Source organism: Amycolatopsis sp. NPDC114505, assembly GCF_055633615.1.
The window spans coordinates 476068-495429 of the sequence record NZ_JBVKDV010000001.1; the positions used below are offsets into that span (position 1 = coordinate 476068).

At 70.8% G+C, this 19362-nt stretch carries 21 protein-coding genes; 7 read left to right on the forward strand and 14 right to left on the reverse strand.

Features of this window, described 5'->3' with window-relative positions:
• Positions 1-137: 137 nt before the first annotated feature.
• The gene (locus ACZ7OU_RS02335; protein WP_470254004.1) at positions 138-332 is read left to right on the forward strand and encodes a DUF397 domain-containing protein; all 195 of its coding nucleotides are present in this window, start codon (positions 138-140) and stop codon (positions 330-332) included.
• Between the two features lie 284 nt (positions 333-616).
• Here ACZ7OU_RS02335 and ACZ7OU_RS02340 read toward each other — a convergent pair whose 3' ends face one another.
• The 5 genes from ACZ7OU_RS02340 to guaB all read right to left on the reverse strand — a co-directional run bounded on the left by ACZ7OU_RS02340 (position 617) and on the right by guaB (position 4935).
• The gene (locus ACZ7OU_RS02340) at positions 617-1750 is read right to left on the reverse strand and encodes a GuaB3 family IMP dehydrogenase-related protein (RefSeq protein WP_470239461.1); all 1134 of its coding nucleotides are present in this window, start codon (positions 1748-1750) and stop codon (positions 617-619) included.
• Positions 1751-1826: 76 nt separating this feature from the next.
• The gene (locus ACZ7OU_RS02345) at positions 1827-2312 is read right to left on the reverse strand and encodes a hypothetical protein (protein WP_470239462.1); all 486 of its coding nucleotides are present in this window, start codon (positions 2310-2312) and stop codon (positions 1827-1829) included.
• 2 nt (positions 2313-2314) lie between these two features.
• A complete protein-coding gene (locus ACZ7OU_RS02350; RefSeq protein WP_470254005.1) occupies positions 2315-2842 on the reverse strand; it encodes a hypothetical protein in 528 nt (175 codons plus the stop codon).
• 74 nt (positions 2843-2916) lie between these two features.
• Positions 2917-3372 carry a DUF3574 domain-containing protein gene (locus ACZ7OU_RS02355; RefSeq protein ID WP_470254006.1) on the reverse strand — a complete coding sequence of 152 codons (456 nt, stop codon included), beginning with the start codon at positions 3370-3372 and terminating at the stop codon, positions 2917-2919.
• 51 nt (positions 3373-3423) lie between these two features.
• Positions 3424-4935 carry an IMP dehydrogenase gene (gene guaB / locus ACZ7OU_RS02360; RefSeq protein WP_364372430.1) on the reverse strand — a complete coding sequence of 504 codons (1512 nt, stop codon included), beginning with the start codon at positions 4933-4935 and terminating at the stop codon, positions 3424-3426.
• A 129-nt stretch (positions 4936-5064) separates the two neighbouring features.
• On the opposite strand from guaB, the gene ACZ7OU_RS02365 reads away from it, so the two are divergent.
• Positions 5065-5460, forward strand: a complete 396-nt coding sequence (locus tag ACZ7OU_RS02365; protein WP_155548925.1) for a DUF5319 domain-containing protein — start codon at positions 5065-5067, stop codon at positions 5458-5460.
• Between the two features lie 60 nt (positions 5461-5520).
• On the opposite strand, the gene ACZ7OU_RS02370 is transcribed toward ACZ7OU_RS02365, so the two are convergent.
• The 5 genes from ACZ7OU_RS02370 to ACZ7OU_RS02390 form a co-directional block, all read right to left on the reverse strand.
• Entirely contained in the window at positions 5521-6453 is a 933-nt protein-coding gene (locus ACZ7OU_RS02370; protein WP_470239465.1) for an anti-sigma-D factor RsdA, read from the reverse strand.
• A complete protein-coding gene (locus ACZ7OU_RS02375; RefSeq protein ID WP_026468912.1) occupies positions 6454-7026 on the reverse strand; it encodes a sigma-70 family RNA polymerase sigma factor in 573 nt (190 codons plus the stop codon).
• Between the two features lie 395 nt (positions 7027-7421).
• The gene (locus tag ACZ7OU_RS02380; RefSeq protein ID WP_003073605.1) at positions 7422-8018 is read right to left on the reverse strand and encodes a response regulator transcription factor; all 597 of its coding nucleotides are present in this window, start codon (positions 8016-8018) and stop codon (positions 7422-7424) included.
• Positions 8019-8149: 131 nt separating this feature from the next.
• Positions 8150-9004 (reverse strand): hypothetical protein, encoded by an 855-nt coding sequence (locus ACZ7OU_RS02385; RefSeq protein ID WP_470254007.1) that lies wholly within the window; start codon positions 9002-9004, stop codon positions 8150-8152.
• A gap of 75 nt (positions 9005-9079) precedes the next feature.
• The gene (locus tag ACZ7OU_RS02390; RefSeq protein WP_470255866.1) at positions 9080-9985 is read right to left on the reverse strand and encodes a MerR family transcriptional regulator; all 906 of its coding nucleotides are present in this window, start codon (positions 9983-9985) and stop codon (positions 9080-9082) included.
• Positions 9986-10233: 248 nt separating this feature from the next.
• Here ACZ7OU_RS02390 and ACZ7OU_RS02395 point away from each other — a divergent pair, with 248 nt between their 5' ends.
• Positions 10234-10536 (forward strand): WhiB family transcriptional regulator, encoded by a 303-nt coding sequence (locus ACZ7OU_RS02395; RefSeq protein ID WP_043792619.1) that lies wholly within the window; start codon positions 10234-10236, stop codon positions 10534-10536.
• A 114-nt stretch (positions 10537-10650) separates the two neighbouring features.
• Here the strand turns inward: ACZ7OU_RS02395 and groL are convergent, their stop codons facing one another.
• Entirely contained in the window at positions 10651-12264 is a 1614-nt protein-coding gene (gene groL / locus ACZ7OU_RS02400; protein WP_470254008.1) for a chaperonin GroEL, read from the reverse strand.
• Between the two features lie 98 nt (positions 12265-12362).
• A complete protein-coding gene (groES, locus tag ACZ7OU_RS02405) occupies positions 12363-12656 on the reverse strand; it encodes a co-chaperone GroES (RefSeq protein ID WP_004559922.1) in 294 nt (97 codons plus the stop codon).
• Between the two features lie 406 nt (positions 12657-13062).
• Here groES and ACZ7OU_RS02410 point away from each other — a divergent pair, with 406 nt between their 5' ends.
• On the forward strand, positions 13063-14943 hold the full coding sequence (locus ACZ7OU_RS02410) for an N-acetylmuramoyl-L-alanine amidase (RefSeq protein WP_470254009.1): 1881 nt from the start codon (positions 13063-13065) through the stop codon (positions 14941-14943).
• A gap of 19 nt (positions 14944-14962) precedes the next feature.
• On the opposite strand, the gene ACZ7OU_RS02415 is transcribed toward ACZ7OU_RS02410, so the two are convergent.
• Together ACZ7OU_RS02415 and xrtP are read right to left on the reverse strand one after the other, a co-directional pair.
• Positions 14963-16339 (reverse strand): glycosyltransferase, encoded by a 1377-nt coding sequence (locus ACZ7OU_RS02415; protein ID WP_470254010.1) that lies wholly within the window; start codon positions 16337-16339, stop codon positions 14963-14965.
• Positions 16336-16845 (reverse strand): exosortase P, encoded by a 510-nt coding sequence (xrtP, locus tag ACZ7OU_RS02420; protein ID WP_470255867.1) that lies wholly within the window; start codon positions 16843-16845, stop codon positions 16336-16338. Before xrtP ends, ACZ7OU_RS02415 begins: the two co-directional genes overlap by 4 nt.
• Positions 16846-17105: 260 nt before the next feature.
• Between xrtP and ACZ7OU_RS02425 the strand changes: the two genes are divergently transcribed.
• From ACZ7OU_RS02425 to wecB, 3 genes are all read left to right on the forward strand, one after another.
• Positions 17106-17873, forward strand: a complete 768-nt coding sequence (locus ACZ7OU_RS02425) for a choice-of-anchor P family protein (RefSeq protein WP_470254011.1) — start codon at positions 17106-17108, stop codon at positions 17871-17873.
• An 11-nt stretch (positions 17874-17884) separates the two neighbouring features.
• Positions 17885-18064, forward strand: coding sequence for an LPXTG cell wall anchor domain-containing protein (locus ACZ7OU_RS02430; protein WP_284745445.1), 180 nt, complete (start codon positions 17885-17887; stop codon positions 18062-18064).
• 97 nt (positions 18065-18161) lie between these two features.
• On the forward strand, positions 18162-19313 hold the full coding sequence (gene wecB / locus ACZ7OU_RS02435; RefSeq protein WP_470240755.1) for a non-hydrolyzing UDP-N-acetylglucosamine 2-epimerase: 1152 nt from the start codon (positions 18162-18164) through the stop codon (positions 19311-19313).
• The last annotated feature ends 49 nt before the right edge of the window (positions 19314-19362 follow it).

Here is a 19362-nt window from a genome sequence, read left to right on the forward strand (position 1 = left end):
TCCTGACCAGAGGTAAGTTACTCGTCAGTCACCCGTTTTGGCGCATCCAACGAGACCTTTGTGGGTAATTATCAAAGTGCTCGATGTCCACGTCGGCGAGACCCGTCGGCGGGACACGATTTCCGGGAGGGACCGAAATGGGCCCCCAGCAGCTCACCGGTTGGCGCAAGTCGAGCCACAGCCACTTCGAGGAGAACGCCTGCGTCGAGATCGGCGCCGGCCGAGGCGTGGTCGGGGTGCGGGACACCAAACAGCCGGTGCCCCGCCCGATCCTCGTCTACTCCGAGAACGCGTTCGCCGCGTTCCTCGCGCACATCACCGGCGGAAGGTGAGCCTTCGCGGTTCGAGTGATCCGTCGCCCGGCACCGTCAGGCGCCGGGCGACGATCAGCCACCGCTCCGGGCGTTGCCCAGCACCATCGCCGCGACCTGGCGCGCAGCTTCCTCTTCGCGGCATAGACCCTGGTCAGCCACGCTTGTCCAGCTTGCCGAAATGATGCCGACGCCGGCCCGGCCAGGCGCTTCCCGGTTACACGCCGGACCTACGTCCGCGTCGGGCTCGGGTTTGTCTCCACCGCCGAACCCAGCAACTAGCAAGGTTCCCGTCGCGTCAACCCTCACCGGCGGACGGTGAGCCCCACCCGCTGGAACTCCTTGAGGTCCGAGTAACCCGTCTTCGCCATCGCACGACGGAGCGCACCGAACAGGTTCACCACGCCTTCCGCGTCGGATGACGGCCCGAACAGGAGGGTCTTGAGGTCGACGGCGTAGTCCGGCCCGGCCGCCACGCGCGAGCGTGGCAGGGACGGGTGCGCCGCCGCCGCCGTCCAGTACAGGCCCTGCCCCGGCGCGTCCTGTGCGGCGGCCAGCGGTGAGCCGAGCATGACCGCGTCCGCGCCGCACGCGATGGCCTTGGCGATGTCGCCCGACACCGTCATGCCGCCGTCGGCGAGGACGTGGACGTAGCGGCCGCCCGTCTCGTCGAGGTAGTCGCGGCGGGCGGCCGCCGCGTCGATGATCGCCGTGGCCATCGGGACGCCGATGCCGAGGACGCGGTCCGTGCTCGTCACGCCCGGGGTGTAGCCGTGGCCGACGATGACGCCCGCGGCGCCGGTGCGCATCAGGTGCATCGCCGTGCGGTAGTCGCTGACGCCGCCGGCGATCACCGGCACGTCGAGTCGGCCGATGAAGTCCTTGAGGTTCAGCGGCTCGGCCTCGCGCACCACGTGCTCGGCCGAGATGATCGTGCCCTGCACGACCAGGATCTCGACGCCCGCCGCGATCAGGTCCGGGGTCAGCTCGGCGGCGTGCTGCGGGCTCACGCGCGCGGCCACCGTGACGCCGGACTCGCGGACCGTCTTGATCGCCTCGGTCAGCAGGTCGAGCCGGATCGGCGCGGCGTGCAGCTCCTGCAGCACGCGGCCGACCGCGGTCGGGTCCTCGAGGTCCTCGGCCGCGCGGACCAGCTGGAAGATGGCGTCCTCGACGTTCGCGTGCCGCGCCCAGAGGCCCTCGGCGTTCAGCACGCCCAGGCCGCCCAGCTCGCCGACGGCGACCGCGGTGCCGGGCGAGACGATCGCGTCCGTCGGGTGCGTGACGAGCGGCAGGTCGAAGCGGTAGGCGTCGATCTGCCAGGAAGTGGACACCACCGAAGACGACCGGGTCCGCCGCGACGGCACGATCTCGACGTCGTCGAGGTCATAAGCCCGCCGCGCGGTGCGGCCCATCCCGATCTCGACCAGGTCCCGCACGTGAAGCCTCCTCCGACGACGACAATCTGCCGTGCCCCATTGTCGCTAGTCCGCGTGGGTGACCCGCGCACGGGGGTTAGAACAGCAGCAACACCGGCAGTGCGCCCGCCACGAACCCGGCCGTCGCGGTCAACGCGGCCAGTGCGCGCCGGTCCGCTTCCGCGACACAGATCAGCGTGAAGACCAGTGCCATGACCGCGATCGCCGCCACGAAGACGCCGACGGCGACGGGCGAATTCCCGACCCTCACCCGGTGACCGCCGGCCTCCACGGCCTGCACCGACCGCCCGAACTCGGCAACATCCAGGCGGACCGGCACTCCCGGCTCCAGGTCGAGGCTCGCGTCGCCCGACTCGACCTCGAAGCGCTCGCCGGCCGCCGTGCGGAGGACGAGGTCGTACCGGTGGCCCGTCGAGCTCGAGTCGTGCTGGCCCCGGCTCTCGACGGTGGCTTCTTCCCGCTCCGCCGGTCCGCCCGCGTCGAGGACCCCCCACGTCCCGAGGGTCAGCGCGGCCCCGGCGATGGCCGCGCTCACCGCGGGGAAGACGAGTCTCCCGGCCACGGCTACACCCGCACGAACACGACGACCGGCGCCAGCAGCGCGCCCAGGACCAGGGCCAGCCAGGTCGCCACCGGTGGGTAGACGCTCAGCCGGACCGCGCCGAAGTACACCGCGCCCAGTGCGAGCAGGGCCGCGCAGATCAGCAGCACCGGCCGGATCACGCCCGGCCGCAGGTCGATCACGCCGCCGCCGGCGCGGAGGTAGGCGATGCCGCCGTCCGCCGTCGAGACGTCGAGCGCGACCGGCTGGCCGGCGGGCAGGTCGAGGTCGGGACCGACGGCCGTGACGCGGTAGAGCCGGTTCCCGGCGCCGACCGCGATGGTGTGGCTGACCGCGTTCTCGTCGCCGCCGACGGGGAGCGCTCCCTGCTCGTGGGACACGATGTGCCCTTCGACGCGGTAGGTGGGCGCGTCGCGACCGGCCAGCACCTGGCACATCAGGCAGACGATCCCGCCGAGGAACAGCGACACGAGCGCGACGGCCGTGAAGAACACCGTGCGCAGCACGCGCGTGAAGCGGCTGATCGTCATGCCGTTCAGTGCACACTAAAGTGGCCACGTAAGGCGATAGGCCGATTACCGTAAGCACGCTAGGTTACGAAAACTCAGAAGGAGACCTTCTCCACCGAGTCCGAACGCAGTACCGACTCCTGCTGGAACTGCTTTTCGTAATCGGCGCGCAGGCCTTCGATCTCCCGCTCGGCATCGCGATCGGCGAACGGGTAGAGCAGTACCACCACATGGGTGTGTTCCCGCACGATCACGCCGGAGCCGCCACGCCACTGTCCGCTGCCGTCGAGCCGCGTGAAGCCGTCCGGGAAGGCCGGGGTGATCTCCCGGTCGGAGAAGGCCGCGAACTCCTTGTCGGTCACCTCGGTGCCGTCCGGCTTGCCGGTGCCGAAGAACAGCTCGGTGCGCTTCCAGAGCTCACCGGGTGACTGGACCTGCGCCGGTGCGGCCGGTGTGTCGGCCGCCGAAGCCGCGGCCCCGCCGCCGAGGCCCAGCAGCGCCGCCGCGGTCACCGCCGCCACCGTCCGTCGCGAAATCGCCATCCTGGTCATGGGCCGAGTTTCGCGGCCCACGACCAGGACGGGAACGATCGAAAGGGCGGACTAACGCGTCGTGTAGTTCGGGGCCTCGACGGTCATCGTGATGTCGTGCGGGTGGCTCTCCTTGAGGCCGGCCGCGGTGATCCGGACCAGCTGGGCCTCCTGCAGCTCCGCGATCGTGTTCGCGCCCGCGTAGCCCATGCCCGAGCGCAGGCCGCCGACGAGCTGGTGCACGACGTTGGCCAGCGGCCCGCGGAACGGGATGCGACCTTCGATGCCCTCGGGGACCAGCTTGTCCTCGCTCAGCACGTCGTCCTGGGCGTAGCGGTCCTTGGAGTACGACTTCGCCTGGCCACGCGACTGCATCGCGCCGAGCGAGCCCATCCCGCGGTAGACCTTGAACTGCTTGCCGTTGACCAGGATCAGGTCGCCGGGCGACTCGGCGGTGCCGGCCAGCAGGCTGCCCAGCATGACCGTGGACGCGCCGGACGCGATCGCCTTCGCGATGTCGCCGGAGTACTGGATGCCGCCGTCGCCGATCACCGGGACGCCCGCCGGGCGGCACGCCTGGTCGGCTTCGTAGATCGCGGAGATCTGCGGGACGCCGACACCGGCGACGATCCGGGTGGTGCAGATCGAGCCCGGGCCCACGCCGACCTTGACGCCGTCCGCGCCCGCGTCGACCAGCGCCTGCGCGCCCGCCCGGGTCGCGACGTTGCCGCCGACGATGTCGACCGCGTCGCCCAGCTCCTTCTTCAGCAGCGAGACCGTGTCGACGACCGCGCGGGAGTGCCCGTGCGCGGTGTCGACCATCAGGACGTCGACGCCCGCGTCGGCCAGCGCCATCGCGCGCTTGTGACCGTCCGGGCCGACGCCGACCGCGGCGCCGACGATCAGGCGGCCGTCCGGGTCCTTCGTCGCCTTCGGGTACTGCTCGGTCTTCACGAAGTCCTTGACCGTGATCAGCCCGCGCAGCTTGCCCGCGCCGTCGACGATCGGCAGCTTCTCGATCTTGTGCCGGCGCAGCAGGCCGAGCGCGGCGCTCGCGGACACGCCGACCTGGGCGGTGACCAGCGGCGCCTTCGTCATGACCTCGGACACCGGGCGGCTGTGGTCGACCTCGAAGCGCATGTCGCGGTTGGTGATGATGCCCACCAGCGCGCCGGACGCGTCGGCCACCGGCACCCCGGAGATGCGGAACTTCGCGCACAGCGCGTCGACCTCGGCCAGCGTCGCGTCGGGCGAGCAGGTGACCGGGTCGGTGACCATGCCCGCCTCGGACCGCTTCACGACCTCGACGGCGGCGGCCTGCTCGTCGATCGGCAGGTTGCGCTGGAGCACGCCGATGCCGCCCTGGCGGGCCATGGCGATGGCCATCCGCGCCTCGGTGACGGTGTCCATGGCGGCGGAGACCAGCGGGATGCCGAGGGTGATGTTCCGGGTCAGCCGCGTGCCGGTGTCCACCGCGCTGGGCACGACGTCCGATTCCGCGGGCAGCAGCAGCACGTCGTCGAAGGTCAGGCCGAGCATGGCGAACTTGGCCGGCATGGGGGCGGTGATGCCGTCGCTGGTCATAGCGGGTGAAGGGCCTTCCTGACGCGGGATGAGCGGGGTCGCTGTGGCGACTCGGAGCCTTCCCCTCATGATATCCGGCGCGCGGGCCTGCCCCGGGCGGTGGGCGAGCCGCGGGGACCGCCCGGTACCGTGCAGGCCGTGGCGCATGATGTCCTGCCTCCAGACCCGTTCGCGGACGACCCGGACGACCCGGCCCGGGCGTTCCTCGTCGACGAGGACCGGCTGGACGAGCCGATCAGCGACTCCGAACGCACCGAGCTGCTGGCCGATCTCTCCGATCTGGCCGTCTACCAGGCACTCCTCGAGCCCCGCGGGGTCCGCGGGATCGTCGTGGACTGCGGTGAGTGCGACGAACCGCACTACCACGACTGGCACCTCCTGCGGGCCAGCCTGGAGCAGCTCCTGGCCGACGGGCGGATGCGCCCGCACGAGCCGGCCTACGACCCGAACCCCGGCGACTACGTGAGCTGGGACTACTGCCGGGGCTTCGCCGACGGTGTGACGGCCAACGAAAGCGCCTACTAAAGCCATACAGAAAGGCCCTGGTGAGCTTGCTCACCAGGGCCTTTCTCGTATCCGGAGCTCCTACCCGCCGGCGCCTTGCCCGCCGACGGCGGACTCGCTGCGCCCGGTGTTCGTGCCGGGGTCGTTGCCGCTCGCGGCCGTGGTGGACGGCGGCGGCTCGGTGGTCGGCGGGGGCGGCGTGGTGGTCGGCGGCGGGGGCGTCGGGGTCGGCGTCCCGGTGCCCGGCAGGCTGGTGGTGCCGCTGCCGCTGCCCGGGATGGACGTCGCCGAGCCGGCCGGCGGCACCTGCGTGGACGAGGCACCGGGCGGCACCTGCGTCGACGTCGTCTGGGTCGGGCCCTGCACCGGCGCGTCCGGGTTCTGGAGCTGCGCGGCGAGCTGCCGGTGCTGCTCCATCAGCTGGTCGCGGTTGTCCTCGTCGCTGACCTGCGAAAGGGCGGCCTGAGCGGCGTCGAGGGCTTCGCGGGCGGCGTCGAGGTTGCCGCCGGCGATGGCCAGGTTCGCCTTCTCGAGGTCGAGTTTCGCGTTCGCGGCCGCCTCGACCGAGCGGGTGTGATCGGAGTACAGGACCTTCGCGAGGCCCCACAGGGTGTCGCCGGGTTGCGCGGAGCGCGCGGCCAGCCCGGTGCCGGTGAACGCGATCGCCAGCACGGCGGCGGCGACGGCGACCGGGACGAGCAGCCTGCGGCGGCGTCCGCTCGAAGCGTGTTGCTTCGCGAGACTCGCGGTGGTGACGGTCCGCACCGCGGTGTCGACGTCGACTAGTTCGGCCAGAGGCTCACTGTCGATGTCTCTTCGCCACGCCACCAGCAACGCGTTGAGCTCCTGGTCGCCGAGTCCGTCGGCCAATGCCGGGTCGGACCCGCCGAGAGCGTCGAGCAGCGCGTCGTCCGCTTGGACCGCCGACAGGTCGGCGGCGAACTCCGCCTCCGACGACGACAAGCCACTTCCGAAGACGTCATCGGGCTCGTAGCCCTTCTCGTGACCGGTCACTCAGATCACCTCCTCCGCGGCCAGGACCTTTCTCAGCCGCGCGAGGGCGCGGTGCTGGGCGACGCGGACGGCGCCGGGGGTCGACCCCACAGCGTCCGCGGTCTCCTCCGCCGATAGGCCGACGACCACCCGCAGCACCACGATCTCCCGTTGCTTGTCCGGCAGCACCTGCAACAACTGGGACATCCGCTCGTTCAGTTCACCTTGCAGCGCCCGCTGCTCGGGGCCGACCCCGCCTTCGACTTCGTCGGGGATCTCGGCCACCGGTTCGGCACGGTTGCGGGCCGCGGCGCGGTGCGCGTCGGCCACCTTGTGCTGGGCGATCCCGTAGACGAAGGCCAGGAACGGACGGCCTTGGTCGCGGTACGAGGGCAATGCCGTTAGCACCGCGAGACACACCTCCTGCGCAACGTCGTCCGCCGAAGCGAACGATCGCTCCTGCCTGCCAACCCGGGCGCGGCAATACCGCACTACCAGTGGACGGATGGCAGCCAGCAGCCGCTCCACTGCTTGGGGGTCTCCCTCGACAGCAGCGGCGACCGGTTCATCCAGTCCATCCCCCACATTGGCCATCGCAGACAACAGTCCCAGTGTTACGCGTAGGTGTGCAAAGAACCCGGCCCGTGGTCGCCTCCACCTCGAACCGGTGACCGCTACCGTACCTTCGGCCCGCTTCGGACCGGCGCGCGCGGTGTTCCCCGGCGCGCCGCACCACCTGGAGGCGCGGAAATACGGATGGTCCTGCGGACCCGCGGTCGAAGCCTTCGGTTCAACGAACGAACGGCGTCACGGGTTACGAGATCCGTCGGAGGGACGGGTGCCGGGACGGGAATCCGCCCGGAGGCAGCCCAGGGTGGGCGCCGGAGTGTGATGGGGACCACACAGATGCGGGCCAGGGCGGTGCGCCCTGGCCCGTCGTCACCTGTATTCCGGCCGTGTCAGGATCGAGGAGAAGCCGCGGGGACGGGTCAGCTGACCAGGCCGCGACGGAAGCCGTGGGCCACGGCCTGCGCGCGGTCGCGCACACCGAGCTTCCGGAACAGCCGCCGGGCATGGGTCTTCACCGTGTCCTCGGACAGGTAGAGCTCGCGGCCGATCTGGCCGTTGCTCTTGCCCTGGCTCATCCCACGGAGCACCTGAAGCTCGCGCTCGGTCAGCTGGACGCCCGGGTCGGACGGCTGACGGGGCGCGGGCACCGAGGTGCTCGCCAGGGTGTGGGCCAGTGCGGCGACCAGCTCCGGCCGGGACGCGTCCCAGCGGAGGTAGCCGCGGGCACCGCCGGCGATCGCGGCGGCGATGCTGCCCGCGTCGTCCGGGGCTCCGAAGACGATGACATTCGCCTGGGGGTTCGCGGAGACGAGCCGTCGAGTGGCTTCGACACCTGTCGGAACCGCGCGTTGCGTTCCGACCAGCACGACATCGACGGGCTGACGGGAGTACCGGGCCAGCAGCTCGTCACCGTGCGCTACGCAGTCGATGCGACTGACCCCAGGGACCGCGGACATCACTCGGGTGAGCCCTTCACGGACACTGCGTCGGTCGTCGCAGATCAAGACCGTCGTCACGGGGTTTCCTTCCTGCAGCCGGGTGACATTCCACTTCCCCTATCGGACGCTTTAGCCCGAACCTTGACACGATCCGGTGGCTTTTTTTGAAGTTTCTTAGCCCGGATGCCGGAACACCCCATTCCGACGGCTCAACCACCCGGGGCGGGGACCCATGGCGATTCCCCCGCGATCCTCCTTCCGCCAGGATCTGCGCTTCGTAACACTGCGTGCAACACCTGCGCGACTCTGAATCGATACTCCTCGGCGTGTCCTGGGCGCACATCGGCCATGACGAGGGCCGCCGGCCACAAAAGTGAAAGGAGTTCGCATTCCTCGGCGGTCGCCATTGCATTTCCGACAAGGCCGTCCGAAATCTCCCGGTGATCGGGAGCCCCGGCGGCTCGCAGGGCCACGGCCAGCACAATCCCGGATTTCACGGTGTGCCGCCGCGCACCGCGGGCACGGGCGGTTTCGAATGCGCGCTCGGCGGGCGGCACGGCGGCGGCGCCCTGACCAGCGGCGAGCTCAATCTCGGCGCCGACCCAGCCGCCACGGACCGTCGCGCGCCAGCCGTCGGCTTCGGCCGCCGCCCGCCCGGCGAGCCGCCGCGCGGCCCGGAGCCGTCCGAGGGCGAGGTTGTCGGCGGCCAGGCCGAGGAGGGCGTCGGCTCGCGCGCCCGCCGCGTCGAGGCCGTCGGGGTCCGGGTCGCTCGTCAGGCCCACGGCTTTCGCGAAGGCCTCGCCGTCGAGCGCGCGGGCCTGCCGGTGGCCGCCCAGCTGCCGCCGGTGGGCGGCGAGGGTGCTGGCGGCGAGGGAGGCGTGGAGTGGGTCGGCCCCGCCCCTGAGAGCGTCCAGGAGAGCCGCGGCGGCGGCATAGCGCCCCCGGGCACCGAGGACGACAGCGGCGAGCAGCCGCGCTCTGGGGCCGCCGTGGCCGCGCGTGACGGCGGGATCGGGCAGCGGATCGCTCCCGAACGCGGCGGCCCTGAGGGCGGGTTCGTGCACGGGTCCTTTCTAGCGGGTGGCACCGACAGAAACATGATCGAAGTCGCCGACGTCATGTCCTCGCACCCGGACCGGCTAGCGGCGCCCGCCGACCAGGACGTGCTCGATGCGGTCCGCCGCTCCCGGCAGGTCCGCCAGCAGCTCCACCTTGTCCGGCAGCCCCGCCGGGTCCCACCCGGGCCCGCACGCGAACAACCGGCTCCGCTGCCGCCCCCGCGAGACCCGCGCGAACAACCGCGTGTCCGCCACCCCGCGCCGGTGCGCCCACAGCACCACCGCGGCCGGGGCGCTCCGGCGGACCGCCACCGCCAGCACCTCCGCCGGCAGCGGCACCCCGAACAGCTGGGCCCCGATGCGGCGGCCGGCCAGCGAGGCCGCGAGCGCGTACATCGGCATCGAGTCGCGCTCCTCCGGGACGCATCCGAGCAGCACCGGACGCGTGTTGCGCGGCTCGTCGAGCACCGGGGTCGCGCGGACCAGCGCCGCGAACACGCACTCCGCCAGCAGGTACTCGACCTCCGCGCCCGCGCTCGCCCCGCGCCAGCGGGCCCCCAGCGCCGACAGCACCGGCTCGAGCACGCCCGCCCACGCCGGGAGGACGCCGAGCTCGGCGATCGTGTCCGCGAGCATGCGCTGGACCGCGCCCACGTCCATCGCGAGCGCGGCCGTGCTCAGGCGGCGGGCGAGGCGGGACCGCACCTCGAGCCCGTCGTCGACACCGGAACCGCCGGGCGGATCCTCGGGGCCTTCCGGCTGGGGCAGTCCGGACCGCGGCATCTGCTCGAGGGCGTAGCGCGCGGCCTCGGCCGTCGACGCGCCGCTCAGCAACGCCCGCTGCATCAGTTCGAGCCGGCCGATGTCGGAGCTGCCGTAGCGGCGGTGACGGCCGTCGGTGTGCCGGCTCGGGCCGAGCCCGTAGCGGCGGTCCCAGGTTCGGAGGGTGGACGGCGCGACCCCGAGCCGGCGGGCGACCGAGGCCACCGGCAGGGTGGGTTCTTCGGTACCCGACCCAGCTCCCACGAGCCTCAATATCCAGGCACTCAGCGGAGTCGGCAACCGGAGGCGAAACCCCTGCTCACACATCCGGGGGATGCCTAACGGCTGAATCGACCCGAATCGCTTGAACAACTATTGGCGCGCTTCTAACGTTACCGCCGTTGCACCGAATGGAGTATCGGCACCACAGCAGAGCAGCTAGCGGCATCGACCGATTGACGGAGGCGGTCAGGATGGCAGACACGCGCAGGCTCCCAGGACCCAACGCCGACATGTGGGACTGGCAGCTCGAAGGGTCGTGCCGGGGGATGGACAGCGCGTCCTTCTTTCACCCGGACGGCGAGCGCGGCCCGGCGCGGGCACGGCGGGAGGCCAGGGCGAAGGCGGTCTGCCTGAGCTGCCCCGTCCTGGAGATGTGCCGCAGCCACGCGCTCGCGGTGCACGAGCCCTACGGCATCTGGGGCGGGCTCTCGGAGTCCGAACGCGAGCACCTCATCAAGTCCGACAAACGCGCGCTCAGCATGTCCGGCGGCTGAGCGGCCACAGACAACGGAGGGCGGCACCGGGTGGGGTGCCGCCCTCCGTGCTTCCCGGGAACGCAACGGGGCGGCACTCCGGCTGGAGTGCCGCCCCGTTCGTCGTGAACCGCGTCAGTGCGAGTGGCCGTGGCCGCCCGCGGCGGGCTCTTCCTCGGCCGGCTTCTCGACGACCGAGCTCTCCGTGGTCAGCACGAGGCGCGCGATCGAAGCGGCGTTCGCCACCGCGGACCGGGTCACCTTGACCGGGTCGACGATGCCGGCGGCCAGCAGGTCGGTCAGCTCGCCGGTGGCGGCGTTGAAACCGTGCCCCCAGCCCTGCTCCCGGACCTTGTTGACGATGACCGCGCCCTCGTGGCCCGCGTTGGTCGCGATCCAGAACAGCGGGGCGGACAGCGCGTCGCGCACGATGCGGACACCGGTCGCCTCGTCGCCCTCGAGGCCGAGGCCGTCTTCGAGCTCCTTGACCGCGTGCACCAGTGCCGAGCCACCGCCGGGCAGGATGCCCTCTTCGACGGCCGCCTTGGTCGCCGCCACGGCGTCCTCGATGCGGTGCTTGCGCTCGTTGAGCTCGGTCTCGGTGGCCGCGCCGACCTTGATCACCGCGACACCGCCGCCCAGCTTCGCCAGGCGCTCCTGCAGCTTCTCGCGGTCCCAGTCGGAGTCGGTGCTCTCGATCTCCTTGCGGATCTGGGCGATCCGCGCCTGGGTGGCGTCCTTGGTGCCGGCGCCGTCCACGATGGTGGTGTCGTCCTTGGTGACGACGATGCGCCGGGCACTGCCGAGCGCGCCGAGGTCCGCGTCCGCCAGCTTCATGCCGATCTCCGTGGAGATCACCTCGCCACCGGTGACGACCGCGAGGTCGTCCAGGAACGCCTTGCGGCGGTCGCCGAAGAACGGCGCCTTGACCGCGACGGCGGTGATCGTCTTGCGCAGCGAGTTCACCACGAGGGTGGACAGCGCCTCGCCGTCGACGTCCTCGGCGATGATCAGCAGCGGCTTCTTGGCCTCGACGACCTTCTCGAGCACCGGCAGCAGGTCCGCCAGCGACGAGATCTTCTCGCGGACGAGCAGGATGTAGGCGTCCTCGAGGATCGCCTTCTGCTCCTCCGGGTTGGTCGCGAAGTGCGCCGAGAGGAAGCCCTTGTCGAACTGGACACCCTCGGTGATCACCAGCTCGGTCGCCAGGGTCGACGACTCCTCGATGGTGATGACGCCGTCTTCGCCGACCTTCTCGACGGCTTCGCCGAGCAGGGCGCCGATGTTGGCGTCGCGGGAGGTGACGGTACCGACCTGGGCGATGTTCTCGCGGCCCTTGACCGGGGTGGCCTTGGCCTTGAGGACCTCGATGACCTTCTCCGCGGCGGCCTCGATGCCACGGCCGATCGAGGACGGGTTCGCACCGGCCGCGATGTTGCGCAGGCCGACCTTCACCAGCGACTGCGCGAGCACGGTCGCGGTCGTGGTGCCGTCACCGGCGACGTCGTTGGTCTTGGTGGCGACGCTCTTGGCGAGCTGCGCGCCGAGGTTCTCGAACGGGTCGTCGAGCTCGATCTCACGGGCGACGGTCACGCCGTCGAGGGTGATGGTCGGCCCGCCGAACTTCTTGTCGAGCACGACGTGGCGACCGCGCGGGCCGAGGGTGACCTTGACGGCGTCGGCGAGCTTGTTCACCCCGCGCTCCAGCGCGCGACGAGCGTCCTCGTCGAATTTGATCTGCTTGGGCATAGCGTGTTCCGCTTACCTTCCGGTGTCTCTGAGACGCAAGAACGCCCCGTCCCCCGGCGTTGTGCGGGGCCCGGGGCGTCATGCGCTGCGAGCGGACGTCAGTTGATGACGGCCAGCACGTCGCGGGCGGACAGGATGAGGTAGTCCTCACCGTTGTACTTGACCTCGGTGCCGCCGTACTTCGAGTAGATGACGACGTCACCGACGTTCACGTCCAGCGGGACGCGGTTGCCCTTGTCGTCGATCCGGCCCGGGCCCACGGCCAGAACCTTGCCCTCCTGGGGCTTCTCCTTGGCGGTGTCGGGGATGACGAGGCCGGAAGCGGTCGTCTCCTCGGCCTCACTCGTCTGGACAACGATCTTGTCCTCGAGCGGCTTGATGTTCACGCTCACCGGGTTGACCTCCACGGTCGTCGAAAGCGTCGGCAGGATGTAGTTACGGCTCTACCACCCCCGCCGTCGCGGGTGCCGGGGCTGTCGGGCCGTGCGATTAGCACTCTAGCCACGTGAGTGCCAGTCGTGCAAGGAGGGTGGTCTCCGGCGCGTGAAGCGAGCCCGGCAGCCCTCTGACCGGCGGCAAGCCCTACACCGCCCCCGCCCCTCGCCCCTGCCGCAGTCAGCACCGGGCAGCCGGGGTCAAGGGTGAGCGAAGCTCATCGCGAAGCGACGCCGAAGGCGCCCTTGACGCCGGATGACCGGTGTTGAACGCTCGGACAAGCGAGGGATGGCCTCTACCCCCACCGTGAGTTTCTGGTTAGGTTCTCACCGTCTGGCACCTGAACCCTGGGGGTTTATGCCCATGTCCTCCCGTCCCCTCCCGAGATCAGCGGCGCTCATCGCCGCCGCAACTCTCCTCACCGGCCTGGCCGCCGCGGCTCCGGCCCAGGCCCAAGCCGCCACCAACGAACAACGCCAACGCGACTTCGCCGCCGCGGCAAGCGAGTTCGGCGTACCGGAGAACGTCCTCCTCGGCGTCTCCTACCTCGAATCCCGCTGGGACTTCAACGCCGGCACGCCCAGCACGTCCGCCGGCTACGGCCCGATGCACCTCACCGACCTGCGTGAAGCCGGCATCGCGACCAGCCACCACGACGAAGGCACCGAAGACCCGCGCGGCGACGACGCCCGCCCGGCGCTGCACCCGAAGGCCGGCCCGGCCGCCCCGCCGCAGGGGCTGCAGACGATCGACGAAGCCGCGCAGCTCACCGGCCAGAAAGCCGAGACCCTCCGCACCGACCCCGCCCAGAACATCCGGGGCGGGGCCGCGCTGCTCGCGAAGTACCACGCCGGGAAGACCGACTGGTACGACGCGGTCGCGCAGTACAGCGGCTCAACCGAAAAGACCGCCGCGCAGACCTTCGCCGACGAGGTCTTCGAGACCATCAAGACCGGCATCTCGCGGACCACCGACGACGGCCAGCAGGTCAGCCTGGCCGCGACGCCGGACGTCGCCGTCGCGCAGCACGCCGGGAACCCGGCGAACGTCGAATGCCCGCGGACAGTCGCCTGCGAGTCCGTCCCCGCTCCCTACCAGGAGCTGCCGAACGACGACTACGGCAACCACGACCTCGCCAACCGGCCGGTCAGCCAGAAGATCGACCACATCGTCATCCACGACACCGAGGGCTACTGGGACAACGTCCTCGACCTCGCCCAGGACCCGACGTACGTGAGCTGGCACTACACCATCCGCTCGGCCGACGGCCTGATCGCGCAGCACGTGCCGACCAAGGACGTCGCCTGGCACGCCGGGAACTGGTACGTCAACGCGAAGTCCATCGGCATCGAGCACGAGGGCTTCGCCGCGAAGGGCACCTGGTACACCGAAGCGATGTACCGCTCGAGCGCGAAGCTCGTCGGCTACCTCTCGCGCAAGTACGGCATCCCGCTCGACCGGGCGCACATCATCGGGCACGACAACGTGCCGGGCACGATCCCGTCGACGATCAAGGGCATGCACTGGGACCCGGGCCCCTACTGGGACTGGTCGCACTACTTCGACCTGCTGGGCGCGCCGCTCGGCGGGTTCGGGCTGCCCGGCTCGTCGCTGGTCACCATCGACCCGGACTTCGCGAAGAACCAGCCGATCTTCACCGGCTGCGACAGCCCCGGGACCCCGTGCGCGGCGCGGGGATCCGAGGCCGTCGTGCTGCACTCCGAGCCGAATGACGCTTCGCCGCTGCTGAAGGACGTCGGCCTCCACACCGACGGCTCGGCGTCCACTATGGACGTCGCCGACGTCGGCAGCCGGGTCGCGACCGGGCAGCAGTACGCCGTCGCCGGCGTCAGCGGCGACTGGACGGCGATCTGGTACCTCGGGCAGAAGGGCTGGTTCCACAATCCGCGCAACGCCCGCGTCGCCAAGCCGGCGATCGGCCTGGTCGTGACGCCGAAACCCGGCCTCGCGACGATCCCGGTCTACGGGCGCGCCTACCCCGAGCCCGAGGCCTACCCGGCGAACGTGACGGTGCAGGCGATCACGCCGCTGCCGTACACGCTCGCGGCCGGGCAGCGGTACTCCTCGGCCGGGACGGTCGGCTCGGAGTACTACTCGGCCACGACGTTCGACGTGGCCGACCACGTGGTCGTGAAGGGCAAGCTCAAGTACGTCCAGATCCAGTTCGGGCACCGGATCGCGTTCGTCAAGGCGGACGACGTCCGGATCCTGCCGGCCTTCTGACCGGCGGCGGAGGTCGCGCTCACGCGTCGAGCGCGACCTTCGCCCCGGCCGCCTGTTCGGTGTTGCGGCGCGTCTTCGCCCAGCCGTTGCGGCCGCGGACCAGCCGGAACAACGCGCGCCACGACGTCACGTAGAACGTGTAGATGTACGCCGCGTACGCGAAGCCGAGACCGATCCCGCGCAGGATGTTCTTGCTGCGCAAGCACTTCAGCTGGTAGATCGGCCCCCAGACGAGGAACGGCAGCAGCCCGAACGAACCGTAGATGGCGAAGAGGATCCACGCGCCGCCGGTGAACCACGCCCACATCTGCGCCGGATCGCCCGCCGTGCTCGCGATCAGCAGGATGAACGGGATCGGGTACAGCAGCGAGCCGAGCAGCTGCAGCCACGGCTGGGCCAGGTAGTACATCATCTCCGCCGCGCCGAGCGTGCTGACGTGCGGCGAGTCCCAGATCCGCCGCAGGTAGCGGGCGCACTGCATGGTGCCCTGGCCCCACCTCGTGCGCTGCACCAGGAACCGCCGCAGGCTGTAGAGACCTTCCTGCGCCACATGGGAATCCGGCGTGAACCCGGTGCGCCAGCCTTCCGTCAGCAGGTGGACGCCCAGCTCGAAGTCCTCCAGCAGCGACCCGCGCCACGGCTGTTCGTCGGAACCGGCGATCGAGTCGAGCGCGGTGAGCCGGGTGAACTGGCCGTTGCCGCCCATGGAGATCGTGCCGGTGAAGCCGCGGGACGTCTGGATCGCCGCGATCGCCGTACGGAACTCGAGGTCCTGCAGCTGCGCGAGCTTCAGGCCGAACCAGCGTCCGACGGGGTTGCGCGTCGGCGGCGGCGTCGCGACGTTGCTCATCCAGACGTCGAGCTGGACCGCGCCGATCCCCGCGTCGCCGAAGAGGTGGTCCGCCGCGCAGACCTCCAGGCAGTTCGGGGCCGGGCGGCCGTCGGCGTCGACCACCACCACGACGACGTCGTCGCGCGCCGCTTCCGGGCCCATCCACTCGTTGAGCGCCCGGTAGGCGGCGTTGAGCGCGTCACCCTTGCCAGTCCGGGCTTCGGGCCGCACGCGCGGCACGAGGTGCAGGTACGGGTCGGGGCCGCCGTGGCGCCGCCACAGCATCCGGACGACGCGGGCCGTGCGGTCGTCGGAGTCGTCGTCGACGACCCAGACGTGCGCCTTGCGGAACGTCGTGCGCAGGTAGCGCACGGTCTCGCGGATGACCGACTCCTCGTCGCGGCACGGCACGAAGAAGTGCCACGTGAAGTCCGCCGGGTCGCCCACCGGGGCCGGCTTGCGGCGCAGGTACGGCACGACGATCAAGACCACGTACACCAGGAACGCCACGCTCATCGTGAGCGCGAACGCCTGCGTGATCGCCAGCAGGACCTTGACGCTCATGCCTTCTTCTTCCGGGTGGCCAGCCAGACGAACAGGACGAGCGAGACGGCGCCGCCGAACACGCTGACCATCGAGCCGAGCAGCGTGTGGCCCCAGTAGTAGCCCTCGTCCGTGCCGTACTCGTGCACCAGCCCGACGATCGTCAGAATGCGCAGCTGATTCGCCAGCACGACGACGAGCGCGGAAATGCCGAGGGAAAAGAAGAGCCGCTTCACATTGGCGGGCCGGAAGTACAGCATGGCCATGGTCACAACGAGCAGGGGCAGCAAAAGGAACGCCGACGAGCATTCCGGGGTCATTCTCAACCCCAATGGAGTAGCACTGCTCAACCCAAAGTAAACGGACTCCCGTTCGGGCGCGACATAAACACCCGATGTAGTGATGACGTCGAGGATGGCGCCGGCGAGACGCACTTCCAGTTCGCGGTAGAACCGCTCGGCCAGCACCACCGCGACCCCCGCGGCGGCCAGCGCGCCGAGCGCGATGACCAGCGGAAACCTCGTCATGCCTGAGTTCGGAGCGCTCGCTACGGCCACGAAGGTCCTCTCGGGGTCGATTCGTCGAACTTGGGTCCAAGCGGCCATTCGGCAGCATCAACCGTGAACTTGCTAGGCCGTCCGGGTGACCTCGACGACGACCTGCGGAAACAGTCCCGGAGAATACCCGATGCGGTGATACGGGAAATTTTGTGTGCTATTCGGACCGCGCTTGGCGATAGTCGATTTGCGAAATCTTCGAGACCTCACCGAAATCGGAGGATCAGTTGATGAAGAGCTCCCTCGTACGCCGTGGCGGACTGCTCGCCGCGGTCGTGGCGAGCGTTGTGCTCGCCGGCGCGGCGCCCGCTTCGGCCGCGCCCGGCGACGGTTCCGCTTACGGCGTCAAGGTCGACGTGACGCTGCTCGGCCAGCCCGCGGTGAAGGTGGGCCCGCTCGCGGCCGCCAGCACCGCGGGCCCGACGACGAGCACCGTGGCGAGCGCCACCGCGGCCGGCATCCTGACCGCCGGCGTGATCACCACCGAAGCCAAGCGCGACGACAACTCCGGCGCGGTGACGGCGAAGGCGACCACCGCCGACGTCGGCCTGCCGCTGCTCAAGGCCGCACTGGGCAACGTCGGCGTCAAGACCGTCGAAGCCGTGTGCACCGCCACCCAGGAAGGCGTCAAGGGCAGCAGCACGCTGGCCGACGCGAAGCTCGGCAGCATCGGCGCGGTCGACGCCAACCCGGCGCCGAACACCCAGATCAAGGTGGCCGTCGGCCTGGTCAACGTCGCGACGGTGATCCTCAACGAGCAGATCAAGAACGACGACGGCAGCCTCACGGTCAACGCCCTCCACGTGAAGCTGCTCGGCGGGGTCGTCGGCGCGCTCGGCTCGGGCGACGTCATCGTCTCGTCGGCGACCTGCGGCCCGGCCGCGCCGCCGATCCCGCTGGCGTCCGGCGCGGGCCTGTGGATCGGGCTCGGCCTGCTGGGCGCGATCGCCCTGCCGGTCGGCACGCGCATCTACCGCCGTCGCGCGACCCAGGCCTGAGTGAGGCCCGGATGTACAAGATGCCGGGTGCGGGCGTCGGCGTGGCCGGTGGCGGGGTGGGCACCCTCGCCGCCACCGGTGCCGACGTCGGGTGGTGGCTGGCCGTCGGCGTGCTCCTGGTCCTGCTCGGGACCGTCGCGCTGATCGCGGTCCACCGCCGTAACCGCCGCCTCTCCCGGGCGCGGGACTGAGGACCGGGGCCCGTCGGCGTGTGCCCCTCGCACGCCGGCGGCCCCGTTGTCAACGATTTCCTGGACACTGGACGATGTGGAGAAGGGGCACCGCGGGGTGGATGTGATGTTGCTGGCCGGGACGCGGCCGGAAGCGCTGAAGCTCGCGCCGCTGGCGCTGGCGCTGGACGCGCACCCCGCGTTGCGGCCGATCCTGGTCCACAGCGGGCAGCACGCGGGCATGGTCGAGCAGGCCCTGTCGCCGTTCGGCCTGGTCGCGGACGCGTGGCTGGACGTGCCGCCGCGCGTGACCGGCGGCCAGGCGGAGCTCGTCGCCGGCCTGCTGCCCGCGCTCGACGACGTGCTGCGCCGGTTCTCGCCGGCCGCGCTCGTCGTCCAGGGCGACACCACGACGACCCTCGCCGGCGCGCTGGCCGCGTTCTGGCTGGGCATCCCGGTGGTGCACCTCGAAGCCGGGCTGCGCACGCACGACCTGACGGCGCCGTTTCCGGAGGAGGGCGCGCGGCAGATGGTGTCCCGTCTGGCCGCGCTGCACCTGGCCCCGACGCTCGGCGCGGCCGCCGAACTGCGCTCGGAAGGCGTCGCGCGCCAGCGGATCGCGGTCACGGGCAACACGGTCGTCGACGCGGTGCTGGAGATCGCGGCGCGCGACCTCCCGGCGCGCGACACGGCGCTGGCGCTGCTGGAGATGGAGATCGCGGAGGCGGGCGAGCGGCTGGTGCTGGTGACATCGCACCGCCGCGAGTCGTGGGGCGAGCCCCTGGAGCGCACGCTGGCCGCGGTACAGCTGATCGTGGCCGAGCACCCGGACGTGCAGGTGCTGTTCCCGGCCCACCCGAACCCCCAGGTCCGCGCCCAGGTCGACGCGGCATTGGGCGGCCTACCGCGCGTAACGGTGACGGACCCGCTGGAGTACCCGGACCTGGTCCGCGCACTGCGCCTGGCATCACTGGTGCTGACGGACTCGGGCGGCATCCAGGAGGAAGCACCGACGTTCGGCACACCGGTCCTGGTCCTACGCGACGTCACCGAGCGGGTGGAGGTCGTGGAGGCAGGGTGCGCATGGCTGGTGGGAACGGACACGGAGCGAATCGCGGACACGGCGGCACGTCTACTGAGCGGCGAGCTACGGCCAGCACAGGTGGGAAACCCATACGGCGAAGGCGATGCGGCAACCCTGGCGGTAGCGGCAATAGAGGAACTGCTGGGCGTGGGCTCCCCGGCACACAAACACGCCGCGGCTTCGTAACACGCGCCCCGGAAGAAAGGGACCCACACCCCCCGCAACCCCGATCCGA